Source organism: Rhodococcus sp. 4CII, assembly GCF_014256275.1.
Classification (GTDB): Bacteria; Actinomycetota; Actinomycetes; order Mycobacteriales; family Mycobacteriaceae; genus Rhodococcus_F; species Rhodococcus_F wratislaviensis_A.
Genome location: NZ_JACCFE010000002.1, coordinates 4,395,793 through 4,412,294, shown reverse-complemented (window position 1 = coordinate 4,412,294; position 16,502 = coordinate 4,395,793). Strand labels below are relative to the sequence as shown.

The following is a 16,502-nucleotide window of genomic DNA, read 5'->3' as shown; positions in this document are numbered from 1 at the left end:
GACGGGTTTTTTCGAGGGGTATCGGTGGAAAGTATTGGGGCACCGAGCAGGCCTCACACGCTGAGTGTGTGGTCGGAGGAAGCCTCGACGTGGAGGTATTTCTGTGCCAGCTCGTCTTCGTCTATCTCTTCCGGTGACCCCGAGAACACGATCTCGCCCCGCTCCAACAGGTAGAGATGGTCCGCGAAGGCCAGTGCTTGGCCGATGTACTGCTCGACCAGCAGCAACGAAGTACCCGTCGCGGCAAGCGCGCGCAGTGCTTCGAATATCTGCTCCACGACGAGGGGCGCGAGCCCCATGGACACCTCGTCGAGGAGGACAACTTCCGGATTCGTCATGAAGCAGCGGGACAACGCGAGCATCTGCTGCTCACCGCCGGACATCTTGCCTGCATCCTGGTGGAGCCGCCGACCGAGGGCGGGGAAGGCCTCGACCGCGACGTCGATGCCCTCCTGCTTGTGGCCGGCGGGTGCGAACAAGGCCAGGTTCTCCTTCACCGTCAGACGCGGGAAGACGCCCCGGCCCTCCGGGACCAGACACAGGCCCGCTGCTGCGCGTCGATGGGGGCGGTCCGCGGTGACGTCTTTGCCGGCCACGGTGACAGTGCCTTCTCTGGGCTCGAGCAGGCCTCCGGCGGTGCGCAGCAGAGTTGTCTTACCTGCGCCGTTGGGTCCGAGCAGAGCCACGACAGTGCTCGGCGGGACGGTGATGTTCACGTTTTGCAGGACCGGTGCCCCGGTGTAGCCCGCCGTGAGGTTCTTCAGTTCCATCGCGGGAACGGTGTTGTCGTTGGTCATGACGCGGGAACACCTTCCGGCAGCTTCACTGCCATGTCGTCGAGTTCGTCTGCGACGGCCTTCTCGAAGTCGTGGTCTTCCCCGAGGTAGGCGCTCTGGACGATCGGGGACTGCATAGCTTCCCGAGCGGTGCCGGAGAAGATGTGCTTGCCGAAGTCGAGGACGTGGAGGGTCTCGCAGACATCGAGGACCAGGGCCATGTCGTGTTCGACGAGGAGAATGCCGACCCCTCTTTCCTCGACGACGCGACGCAGGATCTCGCCGAACCGTTCAGTCTCCGCCCGATCCAGGCCGGACGACGGCTCGTCGAGGAGCAGGATTCGGAAATCACCCACCAGACACCGCGCCAGTTCGACCAGCCTGCGCTGACCGGTCGACAGGGACGCGGCAGGCGTGTCCGCGAGATCGGTCAGCTCGCACAGCGCGAGGGCTTCCTCGGTCCTCGCATCGACGAGCGCGTGCTCTCCGCGCTTGGGCAGAAAGTGCTTGATCGGGTTGGCACCGGCGAGCGCGGCCTCGAGACCGATTGCAACGTTCTCGCGCACCGTCAGCGAGTCCAGCAGCTGCATTCGTTGGAAGGTTCGTCCGAGGCCCAGCCGGGCCCGGGCGGCTGGACCCAGACGAGAGACGTCCTTGCCGTTCAGCAGGACCCTGCCGCGGGCGGGCTGGTTGAGGCCCGAACAGGCGTTGAACGTGGTGGTCTTGCCCGCGCCGTTGGGACCGATCAGTCCGGTGACGGTTCCGGTCGGCGCGGAGAACCCGAGGCCGTCGACGGCGACGATTCCACCGAACTGGACGCGCAGATCTTCTACCGTCAGCTCACCCTGTGGCACGCGCCCGCGCCGGACCGCCGCGACCGGGACCTTCGACTTCTTCGCGTGGTTACCGCGCGAACCGAAAATCCGGTCGACGACGCGTTGTACTACGACCGGGGCTCCGCCCGACGAATTCGGTTGCACAGCAACGACAACTGCGAAAATGCCGAACAGCAACTGGAAGACGATGTTGACGGTCTCGCCATGAATATAGGCAGGGACGAGGGTCATACCGATCGCAGCCATGACTGCGCTCCAGGGCATTCCGCCCACATTGATCATGATCAGAACGAAGAAGGTCAGCGACAGCATCGGCGGGTAGGAGATCGCCGAGATCGACGTCTGCGCGGCCCCGACGAGCGCGCCACCGACACCGGCGAGGAACGCCGACAGGCAGAACACGAGGACGCGTGTGACATTGACGGACGCGCCGCTCGTCGCGAGTGCGGTCGGCGAGTCCGACATCGCTCGCAGCAGCTTGCCGAGGCGGCCGATGTTGAGTGCCATGACGGCCATCGCGGTCACCACGACGAGCGCGAGAACCACGTAGTAATAACCGGTGTCGGACTGAAAGAAGGCAAGTTCCGGCCGGGGGACGTTCAGGGTGGCGACGCTCGCGCCGAACATGAAGCTTTGCGTGTAGAACATTTCCTGCAGCAGGACCGCGAAGCCGAATGTCGCAAGGGCGAGGTACAGGCCGCCAAGTCGACTCGCGGGAATGGCCAGGATCGCTCCGATCGGGACTGCCACGAGTCCCGCGAGAATCAGGGAAACGATCCACGGCAACCCGGAGTTCAGCCCGATCTGAGAGAAGGCGACCGCTCCGACTGCCATGAACCCGACGTGGCTGAGTGAGACCTGGCCAGCGGTTCGGACCAACAGAACCAGGGACAGGAACACGATGATCAGGGCCAGCGTGGTCGTCCATGCCGTCAGGTACACGCTGGCGAACGCGGGCACGACCGCAAAGACCAAGGTGAGAACGACGCCGGCAACGACATGCATGCGCATCGGTGCCGCCCAGACCGGACGTGGACGCGGGATCGTGAACGCCGGAACCGACAGGGCGCGCTTCGGGAAGACCAGCAGCACGACGAAGAGGACGAGGAACGGAAGCGCCGCAGGGATTCCGGCGAGAATTCCGTCGGTGAACCATTTGGTGGACAGCGAGGCGAGTACACCGATCACCAGACCGCCGAGGAAGGTGACCCACAGGTTCGAGAAGGCTCCCAACGCGGCCGCACCGAACGCGGAGACGACCAGGAACGTAAGTTGGACGGCGTCGAGTGGCAGCAGCGGCGCGAACAACACTCCGCTGACCGCGGTGAACACACCGCCGATGACCCACGCGATCCGACGGGTCAGGGCCGGGCTCATACCGACGACGTCGAGCAGCTCAGGGTTGTCGACGACGGCGCGCATTGCGATGCCGCGCCGGGTCACTCTGAAGTACACAGATAGCCCTATGGTCGCGAGCAGAGCCACACCGCAGGTGATGACGTCGGCGATGAGAATCGTCGTGCCGCCCAGCTTGAAAGTGTCCGTTCCGAGGAACTTACGCACGATCAGGAGCTGGTCCGTTCCGTAGATCAGCTGGGCGGAAGCCCCGATCGCCAGGAGGACACCGACGGTGGCGGCGACCTGCAAGGGCAGGCTCGTCGACTGGATCCGTCTCGCCAGCAGCTCCATCGCCAGGCCCAGCAGTGGGCCGATCACGAAGACGGCGATCGCGGCGGCCATCTGCCACGGCAGTTTCATCGTGATGTGCAGCGAATAGAACGAGTACGCGGCGACGGTGGCCAACGCGCCGTGGGCGAAGTTGAAGACACCGGATGTCTTGTAGGTCAGGACGAGACCCACGCCGGCCAGGCCATATACCGCACCGAGCGTCAGCCCGGCAATCACGAACGGCAATAAACTCGACATGCCTCTCCTAGGGGGTTCCGAGACCGCATGCCTTCGGGCCAGAGTTGCCGTCGAAGCTGGGTCGGTGTGACGTGACCCACTCTATGACCAGCGGTCGGTAATTGCAAGACTTATCGTCGCAAATTAGTTTCCTGATCATTTCCGCACTTCAATTGGCCCCGGCACGCTTGAATCGCAACGACTTTACGCGCAGGGTCCGCACGCACGGCAGTGCCGCACCGTGCGTCGTGAGTTCCGCGAGGCCGGCGTCACCAGGCAGATCGTGAGACCCGCGCATGACAGATCCCCGCGACCCAGTTCGGTTGCAAACCAACCGATCACGCGATCGGCGGCCCTCAGCGGCGCACGGCCGGGGCGATGGTCAGCCCGAGTACGCGGTGGTCCCAGGTTTCTGCGGTCACTCCGCGCTCACGTAACAGGTGCTTCTGTATCCGATCGACCTGGTTCCTCGGAAGCTCGGCGACGATCTCGACATACCTCGGTACTGCGAAGTACGGAACGTGGTCCTGCATCCATTCGAACAGACCGGGCGGTTCGATCGTCTCGCCCTCCCGCACGACCAAGCACGCCTTGATGTCGTCCTCCCCCAGTTCGGATTGCACGGCGTGCACTGCGGCCTCGACGACGGCGGGATGGCGACACAGCGCCGCCTCGAGTTCGAGACTCGACACGTTCTCGCCGCGCACCCGGAGCGCATCCTTCTTGCGGTCGACGAAGCGGAGCGCACCGGACTCGCGGATCGTGCCGAAGTCGCCGGTGTGGAACCACAATCCCTCGAATGCCTCCAGGGTGTCTTCCGGGCGCCCCCAGTATTCGTCGAACATCGCGAAGCGGTGCCGCGGACGTACGCAGATCTCGCCCACCTCGCCCTGCGGCACCGGCTGCCCCCGGTCGTCGAGCAACGCGATCTCCAGATCTCGCAGCGGTTTACCGTTGCTGTCCCGGTCGCGCCGACCGTACGGGGAGTTCAGGGTCTGGAACACGCATTCGGTCTGGCCGTACGACTCGGTCCAGGGGTCGACACCGAATCGTTCCCGGAATTCCGGGTGATACGTCGACGCCAGTGGCGACACGTTGAACAGCCGGAGCTTGTGTGCCTTGTCGTACCTGCCCGGTGGCGTACGGAGCAGCATCATGCCCATCGCACCCACCGCGTTGGCGACGGTGGCACCGGCCTCGGTGGCGGTCTCGAAGAATCCGCCGGCGCTGAAAGCCGGCACCACCACGACGGGAATACCGGCGATCAAGGACGGCATGATCGACGCCAGTTGGCCGCCCGCGTGGAACAGCGGCAGCGGGGTCAGGAAGACATCGTCCTCGGTCAGCCTCATGACCTCTGCGATGGTCTGGCCGGCCCGTGCGTAGTAGCCGTGCGAGAGGACGCACCCCTTCGGCTGCCCGGTGGTGCCGGACGTGTACATGATCGCCATCGTCGATTCGGGGCCCACGTCGACCGAGGGCGCGATCCCGTGCGGCATCTCCCGGTAGAGCACGGCGGGAATGTCGGCGGAACGGTCGTCCACGTCGTCGAACAGCACGACCGCTCGGATCGACGGCACCTCGGGGAGCAGTGGCCGTAGCGCGCGCCAGCCCGGCCCATCGGTGACCACGATTCCGGCTGCGGAATCTCGCAGTTGGTGGCTGAGAAACTCACCCTTCAGGTAGGGATTGAGCGGAACCTGGATGCCGCCCATCTCGGCGATACCGACGAAGAGTTCGAGTAGTTCGTATCGATTCGGCGCCAGCGTGGCGATCCGGTCTCCCGGAAGCGCGCCCAGCGCGTGCAGCTGACCGGCAAGTTCTTTCGCCCGGGCGTCGATCTCGGCGTACGTGGGAGCCCAACCACCGAACTTGGCGAACACGCCGCCGGGCTTCGCCGAGACCAGCTCCGCCAGGATTTCGGTGACCGAAATATGCCTGATCCCCTGCCAAGACGCCTGCATAAGACCTCCGTGTGCGCTGCGGGCCGATGCCCCGAGGATTACGAAATGAACTATCTCAAAATGACAAACTGTCGTCAACCTCGGGTTCCACCCCTGCGCCGGGGTGCCCCGTCCCGGGATCGGCGTCGAACTTCGCATGATCTCGTATCGTGGACCCGATATCCGATGCGATGTGGAGGCACGATGCCGGGGAAAAATGCGAGGACGACCGAGGCTGTCGCCGAAGCAGACGGCGGCAAACGCCCGGTGGGGCGTCCACGGCGCGTCATCGACCTGGATGTCGTCGCGGACGTCGCGGCCAAGTTGTACGCCGAGAAGGGCTACGACGCGGTGTCCATCGAGTCCGTGGCGGAAGAACTCGGCCTGTCACGCGCAACCCTCTACCGAACCGTCCGCTCGATGGACGACCTGCACACACTGCTGTTCGAACGCAGCGCCCGCAACGTCGAGGTCGAGGCCCGCAAGTTGATGCGAAAGGTCAAAGATCCCCGCGAGGCGCTCATCGCTCTCATCTCTTTTCAGGTGGATGCATCCATCCGCATGCGCGAGTACGCGGGTGTGTACTTCGGGATCGGATTGCCGGCCGAAACCTACGAGAGATGGCGCAAATGGGCCAGTGGGTACGAACGACTGTGGACGAGAACGGTCGAGCGCGCCATCGAGGGCGGCCACCTACGCGCCGATGATCCCGTGGTGGCCACCAGACTCATCCTCGGAATGGTCAACTGGGTCTCGCGTTGGTACAGCAGCCGCGAGAAGTACACCAGCGAATCGATCGCACAGGAAGCCGTACGCCTGATCGTCCTTCCGGACCCGGGCGCCGAGGCCGATGCGCCGACTCGACGGACGAAGCCGACCGGTTGAGAGACGGCCGGTACCACTGACGACAGAAAGCGGTGCCCGTCGCCGGGGCACCGCTCCGTCTGGATGTTCAGTAACCGAGAGCCGACGTGCCGATGGCCTCGGCCGCCGCGGCCACGGTGTCGCGCTGTGAACCCGCGACCATGAGCGACACGAGGTCGAACACCACGGTGGCCGCTGCGACACAGGTGATCTCGGCATGATCGTAGGCCGGGGCCACCTCGACGACGTCTGCGCCGACGACGTTGAGCCCGGTCAGCTGACGCAGCATCCGAAGCAGTTCGCGGGATGTCAGTCCGCCCGCTTCCGGCGTGCCCGTTCCGGGGGCGAATGCGGGGTCGAGGACGTCGATGTCGATCGACACGTACACCGGGACGTCAGCGACGCGTCGGCGGACCACGTCGACGGCCGCCTCGGTGCCCATCACGTCCAGATCGCCCGCGCGGATGATCCGGAATCCCATCCGAGCGTCGTCGTTCAGGTCGGCCTGGTCGTAGATCGGACCGCGGATTCCGACGTGAATGGAGTGGTCCTCGACCAGAAGACCCTCTTCGAACGCGCGCCGGAAGATCGTCCCGTGCGTCACCGGTGCGTTGAAGTAGGTGTCCCAGGTGTCGAGGTGAGCGTCGAAATGTACCAGGGCAATCGGTCCGTGCTTGGCGCGCAGCGCCCGCAGATTCGGCAGGGCGATCGTGTGGTCGCCGCCGATCGAGACGATCTTGCGGTCGCCGCCACCGAGAATCTCGTCGGCGTGCGCCTCGATCTGCCGGCAGGCCTCACCGATGTCGTACGGCGTCACCGTCACGTCGCCGGCGTCGACTACCTGCACTTCTTCGAGCGGTGCGACACCGAGTTCGACGTGATAGCCGGGGCGCAGTGCCCGCGCCGCCTGCCGGACGGCCATTGGGCCGAACCGGGCGCCGGGCCGGTAGGACGTGCCGCCGTCGAAGGGCACGCCGAGGATCGCGATGTCGTAGTCGTCGACCTCGTGGATGTCGGCGATGCGGGCAAACGTGCCCTTGCCGGCGTAGCGGGGAACCTGGGTTGCGGGCAGTGCACCGACGAGGGTTTCTCTGGGCTGGGGCATGGCTGTCTCTCCTGTACTCGGGAAGGGTGTAGTCGGGTCGGTTCAGGTCAGGCACGGGTCACGGGCGCCGGGCCGGGATCGGCTGATTTCGCAACTCCTGACTCGGTTTTCGACGCGGTGTCCGTCAGCGACACGCCGCGGGTTTCCGGCGCGAGGAAGATGGAGGCGACGAGTCCGACCAGGGTGACCACCGCGCCGATCATCAACGCCCCACTGGCTCCGAACGTCACCAGCGCCATCGGCATCAGATAGGTGCCTGCGGCAGAGCCGATGCGGCTGATCGCCGTGCCCATACCGACCGCGGTGGCCCGTACCTCGGTGGGGAACAACTCGTTCGGGTAGACCACCTCGAGGAAGCTCGAGGCACCGGAGCTGATGGCGAACACCGCGAGTGCGAGGAAGAAGATCCTCGCCGAGACGTCGGGAATCAGCGCGGGCACGGCGAGGGCGACGACGATGATCGCGAACGACCCGATCAGCAACTTCCGGCGGCCGACCTTCTCGACCAGCCACAGACCGGGTATGCCGCCGACGACGAACAGGATCGCGATGAGAAGCGAGCCGCCGTACAGGTTGGCGTCGCCGTACAGCCCGAAGGACTCGAGAAGGTCGGGGGCGAACGTGTACACCGCGAACAGCGGGATCACCTGGGCCGTCCAGAAGATCGCCACGAAGATGGTGCGTCGCAGGTAGGGCTTCTGGAACACCCGGAAGAATGACGTGCTGACGACGGGTTCCTCGGGAAGGTCGGCGACGCCGTACTGCTCGCCGAAGACGAGTTTGATGGACGCGTCCGCCTCCGCCATCCGCCCCTTGCTCATCAGCCAGCGGGGAGACTCCGGAGTACCCATCCGGGCGAGCAGCGTGATGATCGCGAAGATCGCCGGGCTCGCCAGCAGGAACCGCCACGCGTCGGGTCCGAGGCCCCTCGCGAGGAAGCCGACCACGTACGCGGCCGCCGCGCCGACGGCCCACACCACGAACATGGCGCCCAGCAGTCGACCACGTTGCCGTTTCGGCAGGAACTCGGCGAGCAGCGACGTGGCGATCGGATAGTCGGCGCCGATGGCCACACCCAGCAGGAACCGCAGCAGGATGACCTGCCAGGCCTCACCACAGAACGCGGAGAGGACGGAGAACACGGCGAGCGCGACGAGGTCGGCGATGTACATGACGTGCCGGCCGATCTTGTCCGTCACGTACCCGAACACACCGCCGCCGACGAAGATGCCGACCAGGCTGGCCGCTCCGATGAGACCGATCTCGGTGGCGCTGAGGTCCATGGCCGGTTCGAGGGTGATCAGCGCTACGCCGATGATCGACAACGCGAAGCCGTCGATGAACGGCCCCCCGGATGAGAACGCTGTCAGCTTCTTGTGGAAGGAGGTCAACGGTGCATCGTCGATGAGATGACCGGTACTAGTCATTGGGGCTCCTGGACTGGACGAAGTGCGGGTGCTGCCGGTTGTGACGTCCAACACAGACTGCCTGGCGATTCCGGTGGAGCACGAGTAGCCAATGCGCAAAACCGGTGGTTACGCTTTATTCGATCGCACAAACATGATTGGGCATTGACGCAGAGGAGGCTCCGTGGCCGTCACCGTCGGTGAGCTGGTGGAGATCCCGCACCTGCGCCTGGAGGTGTATTCCGGGGCATCCGGGCTCGGTCGCGAGGTCACCTGGACCCACACCTCCGACCTGCCCGAACCGTGGCGATGGGTCACCGGCGGCGAATTCCTGATGACCAACGGCATGTCGTTTCCGAAGTCGGCGAAGGACCAGGCCGACCTGGTACGGCACCTCGCGGACGCCGGGGTTGCCGGACTGGGCATCGGCGAGAACATGTACTGCCCGCGCCTGACGGCAGCGTTCACGCGGACCAGCGACGAACTGAGCTTCCCGGTCCTGTGGATCCGGTATCCCCTCCCCTTCGTCGCCATCTCCCGGTCGGTGGCCGAAGCCACCCTCGTCGACCAGTCGCATCGCCTCGCTCGCACCGTCCGGATCTACGACCTGATCCGCAGGCACACCGCCCGCGGCGCCGCGCCCGCCGCACTTCTGTCCGCACTCGCACGCGAACTGGGCTGCGAGATCCAGGTGTGCGACCGCGCCACCGGGGAGCCCTGGTTTCCGGGCACGACCCCGCTGGACCAGGAAATCAGCGACGCGTCGTGGCGTTGTCCGAGGCGTCGAAGAACGTGACGGGCGGCGCGTACGGACTTCCGTCGGTCGACGACCGGGCGGCGATGCTCACCGACATCCCCCGCCACGCAGGCGCCGCACTCGTCACGCTCAGCGATCCGCGGATTGGCGTCGACCCGATCCAGCTTCAGCACGCTGCCACCGTCGTCGCCATCGAACTATCGCAGACACAGTTGATGCTCGAACACGAACGGCGTTACGGTTCAGGGCTTCTCACTCAGATGCTCGAAGGCCGCATGGACATTGCCGGGGTCACCGCCCAGCTAGCCGATCTCGGCTTGAAACCCGAGTCCGCCGTTTTGGTGGCGGCGCGCAGCGAGGAGCCGGAACGGATGCTCGAGCTCCACAATTCGCTGTGGCGGCACGCGCTTCCGTACCTGTGCCTGCTGCGTATGGGTACCGCGCACGTCCTGGTGCCGGACGGCCCGGACACCGACTCGGTACTGTCCCGCGCGCTGGGCCCGACCGCCCGTATCGGCATCAGCCGAACCATCGGCTCCCTCGCGCGTTTTCAGGATTCGGCCCGGGAGGCCGCGTGGGCACTGTCGATCGCCGAACGACGCGAGACGGTGATCTCCCGGTACGGCAGCGCCGTCCCATGGGTCGGGCTGTCGAGCGTGGCCGACGCACAAACCCTGGTGGACACGATCCTGCGCCCGGTCCTGGACTACGACGAGCAGCACAATTCGAGGCTCGTCGAAACGCTCGACGCGTTCCTGCAGAACCAGCGGTCATGGCAGCAGACCGCGCAGGCGATGCACATTCATCGGCAGACCGTCATGTATCGCATCCGCAAGGTCGAGGCGCTGACGTCCCGCGATCTGGCGGACACCAATTCACTGTCCGAGCTCTGGCTCGCCGTGCGCGCCGCGGAACTGCTCTACACCCGCGACAGCGACTGGTCGGAGTCCAAGCCGGCGACCTGACCACCTCCCGTCGGGCAATACATACGTACGTATGGCTTCACTGGCCGAGCCGGACCCGCACCGGCACGGATTCCCACGACCGCAGGGTGTTGTTGAGGTGACGGCGCACGGGCCCGGCGATCTCCCACGATTCGACCCTCGTTGCCAGGGCCGTCAGCAGCGCCTCGGATTCGAGGCGGGCGACGTGCTGGCCGACGCATTGGTGGATGCCCATTCCGTACCCCACGTGCCCGGACGGGTTGCGGGCGAGGTCGAAGGCGTCCGGGTTCTCCCATCTGCGGGGGTCGCGGTTCGCGGCGCCGAGGAACATCAGGATCTTCTTGCCGTCCGGGATCATCGTGCCGCCCATCTCTGTGTCGCTCGTGGCGGTGCGGAAGAACGTCTGGACCGGTGACTCCCACCGGACCGCCTCGTCGAACGCCGTCCGCGCCAGCGTGCGGTTCTCCCGCAACCCCGCCCACTGCTCGGGGTGCCGCGCGAACGCGTAGAGCACGGCGGCGAGTCCGTTGACGGTGGTGTCCACACCAGCCGTCAGCAGCGAGCGCACCACGAGCGGCGCCTGCTCGTGCGTGATGTCGCCGCGGTCCGCGGCCGCCCAGATCTGCGCGCCGAACCCGTCGGCGGTGAGCGCCTCGCGGGCACACTGTTCGTTCACCCAGCCCGACAGCTCGGCCACCCGCGGAGCGCCCTTCGCCACCAGACCGTTGGCCGGGCCGAACGCATTGAACGCGTGGTCCCCGTACGGCAGCAGGTTCTCGCGTCCGGAGTCGGGGATGCCGACGGCGTCGGGAAAGACACGCAACGGGAACGCGGCCGCGAGATCGGCGACCACGTCGAATTCGGTTGCGGTCGAGAGCACCTGGTCGACGAGGACCTCCGCGTCCCGAAACCACGACGCCCGAAGTTTCTGCAGAGCGCGCGGCCTGAGAATCTTGGCGAGGACCGCCCGCGGGGCGTCGTGGTGCGGCGGGTCGGCCTCGAGCAGGATGCTCGGCGGGCGCCACGGCGTCTCGTACCGGAAGTTGCTCAGCCCGACTCCGGCGCCGGATTGGAACGACTGCCAGTCGGTCAGCGCGGCGTGGACCTGCTCGTAGCGACCCATCGCGAACACGCCGTACCGCTGCAGGTACACGACGGGGCCGGCGTCCCGCAGGTCGGCCTGGAACGGCAACGGGTCTTCGAGGACGTCGAGGGCGAACGGGTCGGCGTCACTGACGGGCAGGATCGGGGCAGGGGCGAACATCGTCACGGTGAATCCCTTCGGGTTCGAGTGTCAGAGGTCGAGCACGAGACGGTCGGAGCACGACCGCGAGACGCAGATGAGCATGCAGTCGCCTGCCGACCGCTCGTCGTCGTCGAGGACGGAATCGCGGTGGTCGGGGGCGCCGGCGAGGACGGTGGTCTCGCAGGTCCCGCACGTGCCCTCGCGGCAGGAGGACAAGACGTTCACGCCCGCCGCCTGCACGGCGTCGAGCACGGTGGCGCCGGGACTCACGGTCACCGCGAGCCCGGAACGCGCGAGTTCCACCTCGAACGGTTCGTCGCGCAGCGATGCACCACGATCCTTCGGCACGAAGCGTTCGGTCCTCAGTTGTCCGACGGGCCAGTGCGCGCAATAGTTTTCGACGGCACCGAGCAGCGGTCCGGGCCCGCAGACGTACACCCTCGTGTCGGTCGCGTCCGCCGCGGCGAGGTGCGTGGGCAGGTCCGGAAGGCCGCACTCGTCCCGAGGTGCGACCACGACGCGGTCGCCGTATGCCGCGAGTTCGTCCCGGAACGCCATCGACGTGCGGGTGCGGCCGCCGTACACGAGCGTCCAGTCGGCTCCCACCAGTTCCGCCTGTCGGATCATCGGCAGCAGCGGCGTGATCCCGATGCCACCCGCGATGAACAGGTACCGCTGCGACGGGACGAGCGGAAAGTTGTTGCGCGGGCCACCGACCCCGACGACATCGCCTTCGGCGAGTTCGTCGTGGACGTACGCGGACCCGCCCCGTCCGACGGGTTCGCGCAACACCCCGATCCGGTAGGTGTGCGCGTCCCAACGGTCCCCGCACAGCGAATACTGGCGCGTCAGCCCGGTCGGGAACACCAGGTCGATGTGCGCTCCCGGCGCCCAGTCCGGCAGACGTCGCCCCGTCGGGTGACGCAGGGTCAGCGCGACAACACCCTCCGCGACAGCCTCTTTGGCGACAACTCGCAGCGCGGCGTCCGCCGGTGCGCCGGAAGAAACCGGGTTCTGTGACATCTCGACTCCTCGATCTCGCGTTTGTTCGAGGATCTTCCGAGGAGGGGACGAGTCACCAGATCATTTTCAATAGTTGAAAGTAAAGACGTAACCAGGGTCACTCAGCCTGAGATCACGGGGTGTGGGCCCGACGGCTGATGTCCTTGTCGACGGCCGTGGCGATGTCGTGGACGAGACGGGAGTGCCAGTGTTTGTGGGCCTCGAGGTTCGCGGTGAGGGCGTGGCAGTCCGGGCATTCCAGGGGGCTGGTGTGCGATGTGCTTTCCATGGCGCTGCGCTTTCCGGGAGAAGTGGTTCCGATTCCACCGTGGCACGGGCCGGGCGGATAGTCCACCGCACCGGTGCGGGCTACTTCGCCGCCGCCATCACCCGGGTGATACCCCTCGCGGCCGCCTGCAGCACCGGGATCTGCGCGTACGCCTTCTCGTCGTTCGGGACGATCACCGACAGCGCGGCGACCACCCGTCCGGCGCCGTCCCGCACCGGAACCGCGACACCGGTGGTGTCCGGGTACAGGTGACCGGCACAGAGGATGAAGCCCTGCCTGCGGACGTCGGCCAGCACCCCGCGCAACTGCCGGGGGGTACGAATCGTCTTGTCGGTGAACACCTTCAACGGCTCCCCCAGGATCCGCTCCTGAAGGTCCGGCGAGGCGTGCGCCAGCAGGACCAGCCCGGACGACGACACGTGCAGCGGCATCCGGCCGGCGATGCGCGTGTAGTTGACCACCGCGCCGGGTGCCGTCAGGCGCTCGACGAACAACACCTCGTCCCCTTCGAGCACCCCCAGCTGGGTGTGCTGCCCGACGACGGCGTGCAGGTCTTCCATGAACGGCATCGCCGCTTCCCGGAGCCCGAGGGTCGGGGACGCCCGCGACGCGACCTCCCACAGGCGCACCCCGATCCGCACCTGCCGGTTCTCCCGCTCGAGCCAGCCGCATCCGACGAGTTCGTCGATCAGCCGCGACGTGGTCGAGATGTGGAGACCGGACCGTCGCGCGATCTCGGACACGGTCAGCAGCGAATCGTCCGAGCGGAACGATTCGACGATCCGCACCGTCCGGGCCAAGACGGACTCGCCGGTGTGCACACGCGCCATCCCTTCAGTGTGCACACCCGGTGACGCTCAGCGCAGGTCGCGCCGCCGGAACGCCGTCACGCCCACCACGATCAGTGCGGCCGTGATCAGCAGCAGCCACAGAATCGGGGTGGCCGTGAACTGCCCGCCCGGCAGTTTCGGAGCGTGGCTGAACGGCTCGAGGTCGAGTACCGCCTGCGGGAACTGCGCGATCGATCCGACCATGAAGATCAGCAGGAACGCGACGAGCACTCCCCATGCCACGGGCGTGAATCGCGGGATCACCCCGAACAGGAGGACCGTCACGCCGGCGAGCACCCAGATTCCGGGGAGTTGCACGAGCGCCGCCCCGACCACGTCGGGCAGAGCCCCACCCACGTCGCCGACGGATGCGCCGTAGGTGAATCCGGCGGCCGCCCCGGCCACCACCATCGCGACGGCGGGACCCACGAACGCGAACAGGATGTGGCTCGACGCCCAGCGGACACGGCCGACCGAGCCGGCCGTCACGGGTTCGAGCCGCTGGGCGTTCTCCTCGGAATGCATGCGCAGCGAGGCGGAGATCGCGTAGGCCGCGGCGGCGATCGCGAGCATCGTGAACGCGTACCCGATGAACGATTCCTCCAGCGACTGCGAACCACCCATCCGAAGGATGATGTCCCGGATCGTCTGGCTGTCGCCGACCTGCCCGCCGATCCCCTCGGCGGCGCTGCCGATGAGCAGACCGTACAACCCGAGGCCGGCCGTCCAGGCGGCGAGCGTGCCACGGTGCATCCGCCAGGCCAGCCCGAACGTGCCGCCGAGTGCCGGCGATGCGGCGGTGGGTCCGGGGCGTTCGGCGATCAGTCCGGCCCCGACATCCCGTCGGCGCAGGAGTGCGTAGGCCACCCAGGTGAGGACGACTGCCGTGACGAGGCTGGGGACGATTACCCACCACCGTTCGTCGGCGTACGGACGGATCTGGAGCGCCCAGCCGAGCGGCGAGAACCAGGACAGGGTGCCGGAGCCGGCGTCACCGACTGCGCGCACGGCGAAGGCGACGCCGAGCACCGTCAGTGCGATGCCGCGAGCGACGCGGGCGCCGGTACTCACCTGCGCCGCGACGGCGGCCACCGCCGTGAACACGAGTCCCGAGCAGGCCAGGGACGTGCCGAAGGCCACCGAACCACCCACCGGCAGGTCGCGGCCGAGCAACGCTGCCGCGCAGAGTATTCCGGTGACGACGGAGGCGCCGCCCGCCAGGGTCAGTGCCGCCGTCAACCCCGCGTACCGTCCGACGGACGTGGAATCGAGGAGCTCGGCCCGGCCGGTCTCCTCCTCGGCGCGGGTGTGCCGGATGACCGTGAGGATCACCACCAGCCCGATCAGTGTGTAGTAGATGCCGGCCTTCCACACTCCGACCGACCCGAGGCTGGAGTTGAAGATCGGCCCGTACATCGCGATCTGCGCCGGACTGGCCGCCGTCGTCGCCGCGAAGTCCGCCAACTGGGCGTCGGAGGTGTAGATGTCGGCGATGCTCGCCACGTACAGGGCCGGCGCGAACGCGAAGATCAGGATCCACAGTGGCAGCGCGATCCGGTCCCGGCGCAGGAACAACCGCAGAAAGTGCAGTGTCCCCGTGAAATCCGAGGAGGACACCGGCGCCGGCTCGGTCGGCCGGTACCGGGATACCGTTGCGGTACTCATGCCCGCACCTTCTCCACCGTTCCGGACGACGCCGTCGTGCCGTCGTCGATCTCATAGTGCCGCAGGAACAGTTCTTCGAGGGTCGGCGGCTTGCTGACGAGGCTCCGCACCCCGGTGTCGCCGAGCACCCGGATGAGCTCGCCGAGATGTTCGCTGTCGACCTGGCAGTGCAGCGTCGACCCGTCGAGGTGGATATCCTCGACGCCCTCGATGCGGCCGAGATCGCCGGGGTCACCGAGGAGTTCGGCGGTGATCGACGTGCGGCTGAGGTGTCGCATCGACGCGAGCGTGCCCGATTCGACCGTCCGTCCCGCCCTGATGATGGTGACCCGTTCGCACAGCGCCTCCACCTCGGACAGGATGTGACTGGACAGCAGCACCGTCACCCCGCGGCCGCGGGCCTCGGCGACGCACTCCCGGAAGACCTGTTCCATCAACGGGTCCAGGCCCGAGGTGGGTTCGTCGAGTAGGAGCAGGCGAGCGTGCGACGAGAACGCCGACACCAACGCCACCTTCTGACGATTACCCTTCGAGTACGCGCGCCCCTTCTTCCGAGGGTCGAGGTCGAAACGCTCGATCAGCTCCTGTTTGCGGGTCTCGTCGAGCCCGCCGCGCATCCGAGCGAGGAGATCGATGGTCTCGCCTCCGGACAACGACGGCCACAGCGTCACGTCGCCGGGCACATACGCCATCTCGAGGTGCAGGGCGACGGCGTCGCGCCAGGGATCGCGACCGAACACGGTGGCCTCACCGCTGTCCGCGCGGAGGCTGCCGAGGAGGACGCGGATGGTGGTGGATTTTCCGGCGCCGTTCGGCCCGAGGAACCCGTGCACCTCACCTTCGCCGACCTCGAGGTCGAGTCCGTCCAGCGCCCGGGTTCGTCCGAACGTCTTCACCAGGTTGCGCACTTCGATGATCGCACTCATAGCTACTC

The 16,502-nt window shown here is 66.8% G+C and carries 14 protein-coding genes; 3 read left to right on the top strand and 11 right to left on the bottom strand.

Going from position 1 to position 16,502, the window contains the following annotated elements; translation table 11 throughout:
* Positions 1-53 precede the first annotated feature (53 nt).
* The 3 genes from H0B43_RS21170 to H0B43_RS21160 all read right to left on the bottom strand — a co-directional run bounded on the left by H0B43_RS21170 (position 54) and on the right by H0B43_RS21160 (position 5,481).
* The gene (locus tag H0B43_RS21170; RefSeq protein ID WP_213015206.1) at positions 54-797 is read right to left on the bottom strand and encodes an ABC transporter ATP-binding protein; all 744 of its coding nucleotides are present in this window, start codon (positions 795-797) and stop codon (positions 54-56) included.
* The gene (locus tag H0B43_RS21165; RefSeq protein WP_185726157.1) at positions 794-3,538 is read right to left on the bottom strand and encodes a branched-chain amino acid ABC transporter permease/ATP-binding protein; all 2,745 of its coding nucleotides are present in this window, start codon (positions 3,536-3,538) and stop codon (positions 794-796) included. Before H0B43_RS21165 ends, H0B43_RS21170 begins: the two co-directional genes overlap by 4 nt.
* Positions 3,539-3,873: 335 nt before the next feature.
* Complete coding sequence (locus tag H0B43_RS21160; protein ID WP_185726158.1) at positions 3,874-5,481, bottom strand: AMP-binding protein; 1,608 nt, start codon at positions 5,479-5,481, stop codon at positions 3,874-3,876.
* 183 nt (positions 5,482-5,664) lie between these two features.
* Here H0B43_RS21160 and H0B43_RS21155 point away from each other — a divergent pair, with 183 nt between their 5' ends.
* Positions 5,665-6,345 (top strand): TetR/AcrR family transcriptional regulator, encoded by a 681-nt coding sequence (locus tag H0B43_RS21155; protein ID WP_185726159.1) that lies wholly within the window; start codon positions 5,665-5,667, stop codon positions 6,343-6,345.
* A 67-nt stretch (positions 6,346-6,412) separates the two neighbouring features.
* On the opposite strand, the gene speB is transcribed toward H0B43_RS21155, so the two are convergent.
* Positions 6,413-7,429: an agmatinase gene (gene speB / locus H0B43_RS21150; RefSeq protein ID WP_185726160.1), complete on the bottom strand. Its 1,017-nt coding sequence runs from the start codon at positions 7,427-7,429 to the stop codon at positions 6,413-6,415.
* 47 nt (positions 7,430-7,476) lie between these two features.
* Positions 7,477-8,856 (bottom strand): MFS transporter, encoded by a 1,380-nt coding sequence (locus H0B43_RS21145; protein ID WP_185726161.1) that lies wholly within the window; start codon positions 8,854-8,856, stop codon positions 7,477-7,479.
* 163 nt (positions 8,857-9,019) lie between these two features.
* Here H0B43_RS21145 and H0B43_RS41690 point away from each other — a divergent pair, with 163 nt between their 5' ends.
* On the top strand, positions 9,020-9,631 hold the full coding sequence (locus H0B43_RS41690; RefSeq protein ID WP_312033680.1) for a PucR family transcriptional regulator ligand-binding domain-containing protein: 612 nt from the start codon (positions 9,020-9,022) through the stop codon (positions 9,629-9,631).
* Positions 9,601-10,557 carry a helix-turn-helix domain-containing protein gene (locus tag H0B43_RS41685; protein ID WP_312033681.1) on the top strand — a complete coding sequence of 319 codons (957 nt, stop codon included), beginning with the start codon at positions 9,601-9,603 and terminating at the stop codon, positions 10,555-10,557. Before H0B43_RS41690 ends, H0B43_RS41685 begins: the two co-directional genes overlap by 31 nt.
* 37 nt (positions 10,558-10,594) lie before the next feature.
* Here the strand turns inward: H0B43_RS41685 and H0B43_RS21135 are convergent, their stop codons facing one another.
* The 6 genes from H0B43_RS21135 to H0B43_RS21110 all read right to left on the bottom strand — a co-directional run bounded on the left by H0B43_RS21135 (position 10,595) and on the right by H0B43_RS21110 (position 16,494).
* Positions 10,595-11,800 carry a cytochrome P450 gene (locus tag H0B43_RS21135; protein ID WP_185729863.1) on the bottom strand — a complete coding sequence of 402 codons (1,206 nt, stop codon included), beginning with the start codon at positions 11,798-11,800 and terminating at the stop codon, positions 10,595-10,597.
* Between the two features lie 30 nt (positions 11,801-11,830).
* The gene (locus H0B43_RS21130) at positions 11,831-12,805 is read right to left on the bottom strand and encodes a PDR/VanB family oxidoreductase (protein ID WP_185726162.1); all 975 of its coding nucleotides are present in this window, start codon (positions 12,803-12,805) and stop codon (positions 11,831-11,833) included.
* Between the two features lie 112 nt (positions 12,806-12,917).
* Positions 12,918-13,073 carry a hypothetical protein gene (locus H0B43_RS21125; RefSeq protein ID WP_185726163.1) on the bottom strand — a complete coding sequence of 52 codons (156 nt, stop codon included), beginning with the start codon at positions 13,071-13,073 and terminating at the stop codon, positions 12,918-12,920.
* An 80-nt stretch (positions 13,074-13,153) separates the two neighbouring features.
* The gene (locus tag H0B43_RS21120) at positions 13,154-13,903 is read right to left on the bottom strand and encodes an IclR family transcriptional regulator (RefSeq protein WP_185726164.1); all 750 of its coding nucleotides are present in this window, start codon (positions 13,901-13,903) and stop codon (positions 13,154-13,156) included.
* Positions 13,904-13,930: 27 nt separating this feature from the next.
* A complete protein-coding gene (locus H0B43_RS21115; RefSeq protein ID WP_185726165.1) occupies positions 13,931-15,568 on the bottom strand; it encodes an ABC transporter permease in 1,638 nt (545 codons plus the stop codon).
* Positions 15,565-16,494 (bottom strand): ABC transporter ATP-binding protein, encoded by a 930-nt coding sequence (locus H0B43_RS21110; RefSeq protein WP_185726166.1) that lies wholly within the window; start codon positions 16,492-16,494, stop codon positions 15,565-15,567. The genes H0B43_RS21115 and H0B43_RS21110 overlap by 4 nt, the downstream gene beginning before the upstream one ends.
* Positions 16,495-16,502 lie beyond the last annotated feature (8 nt).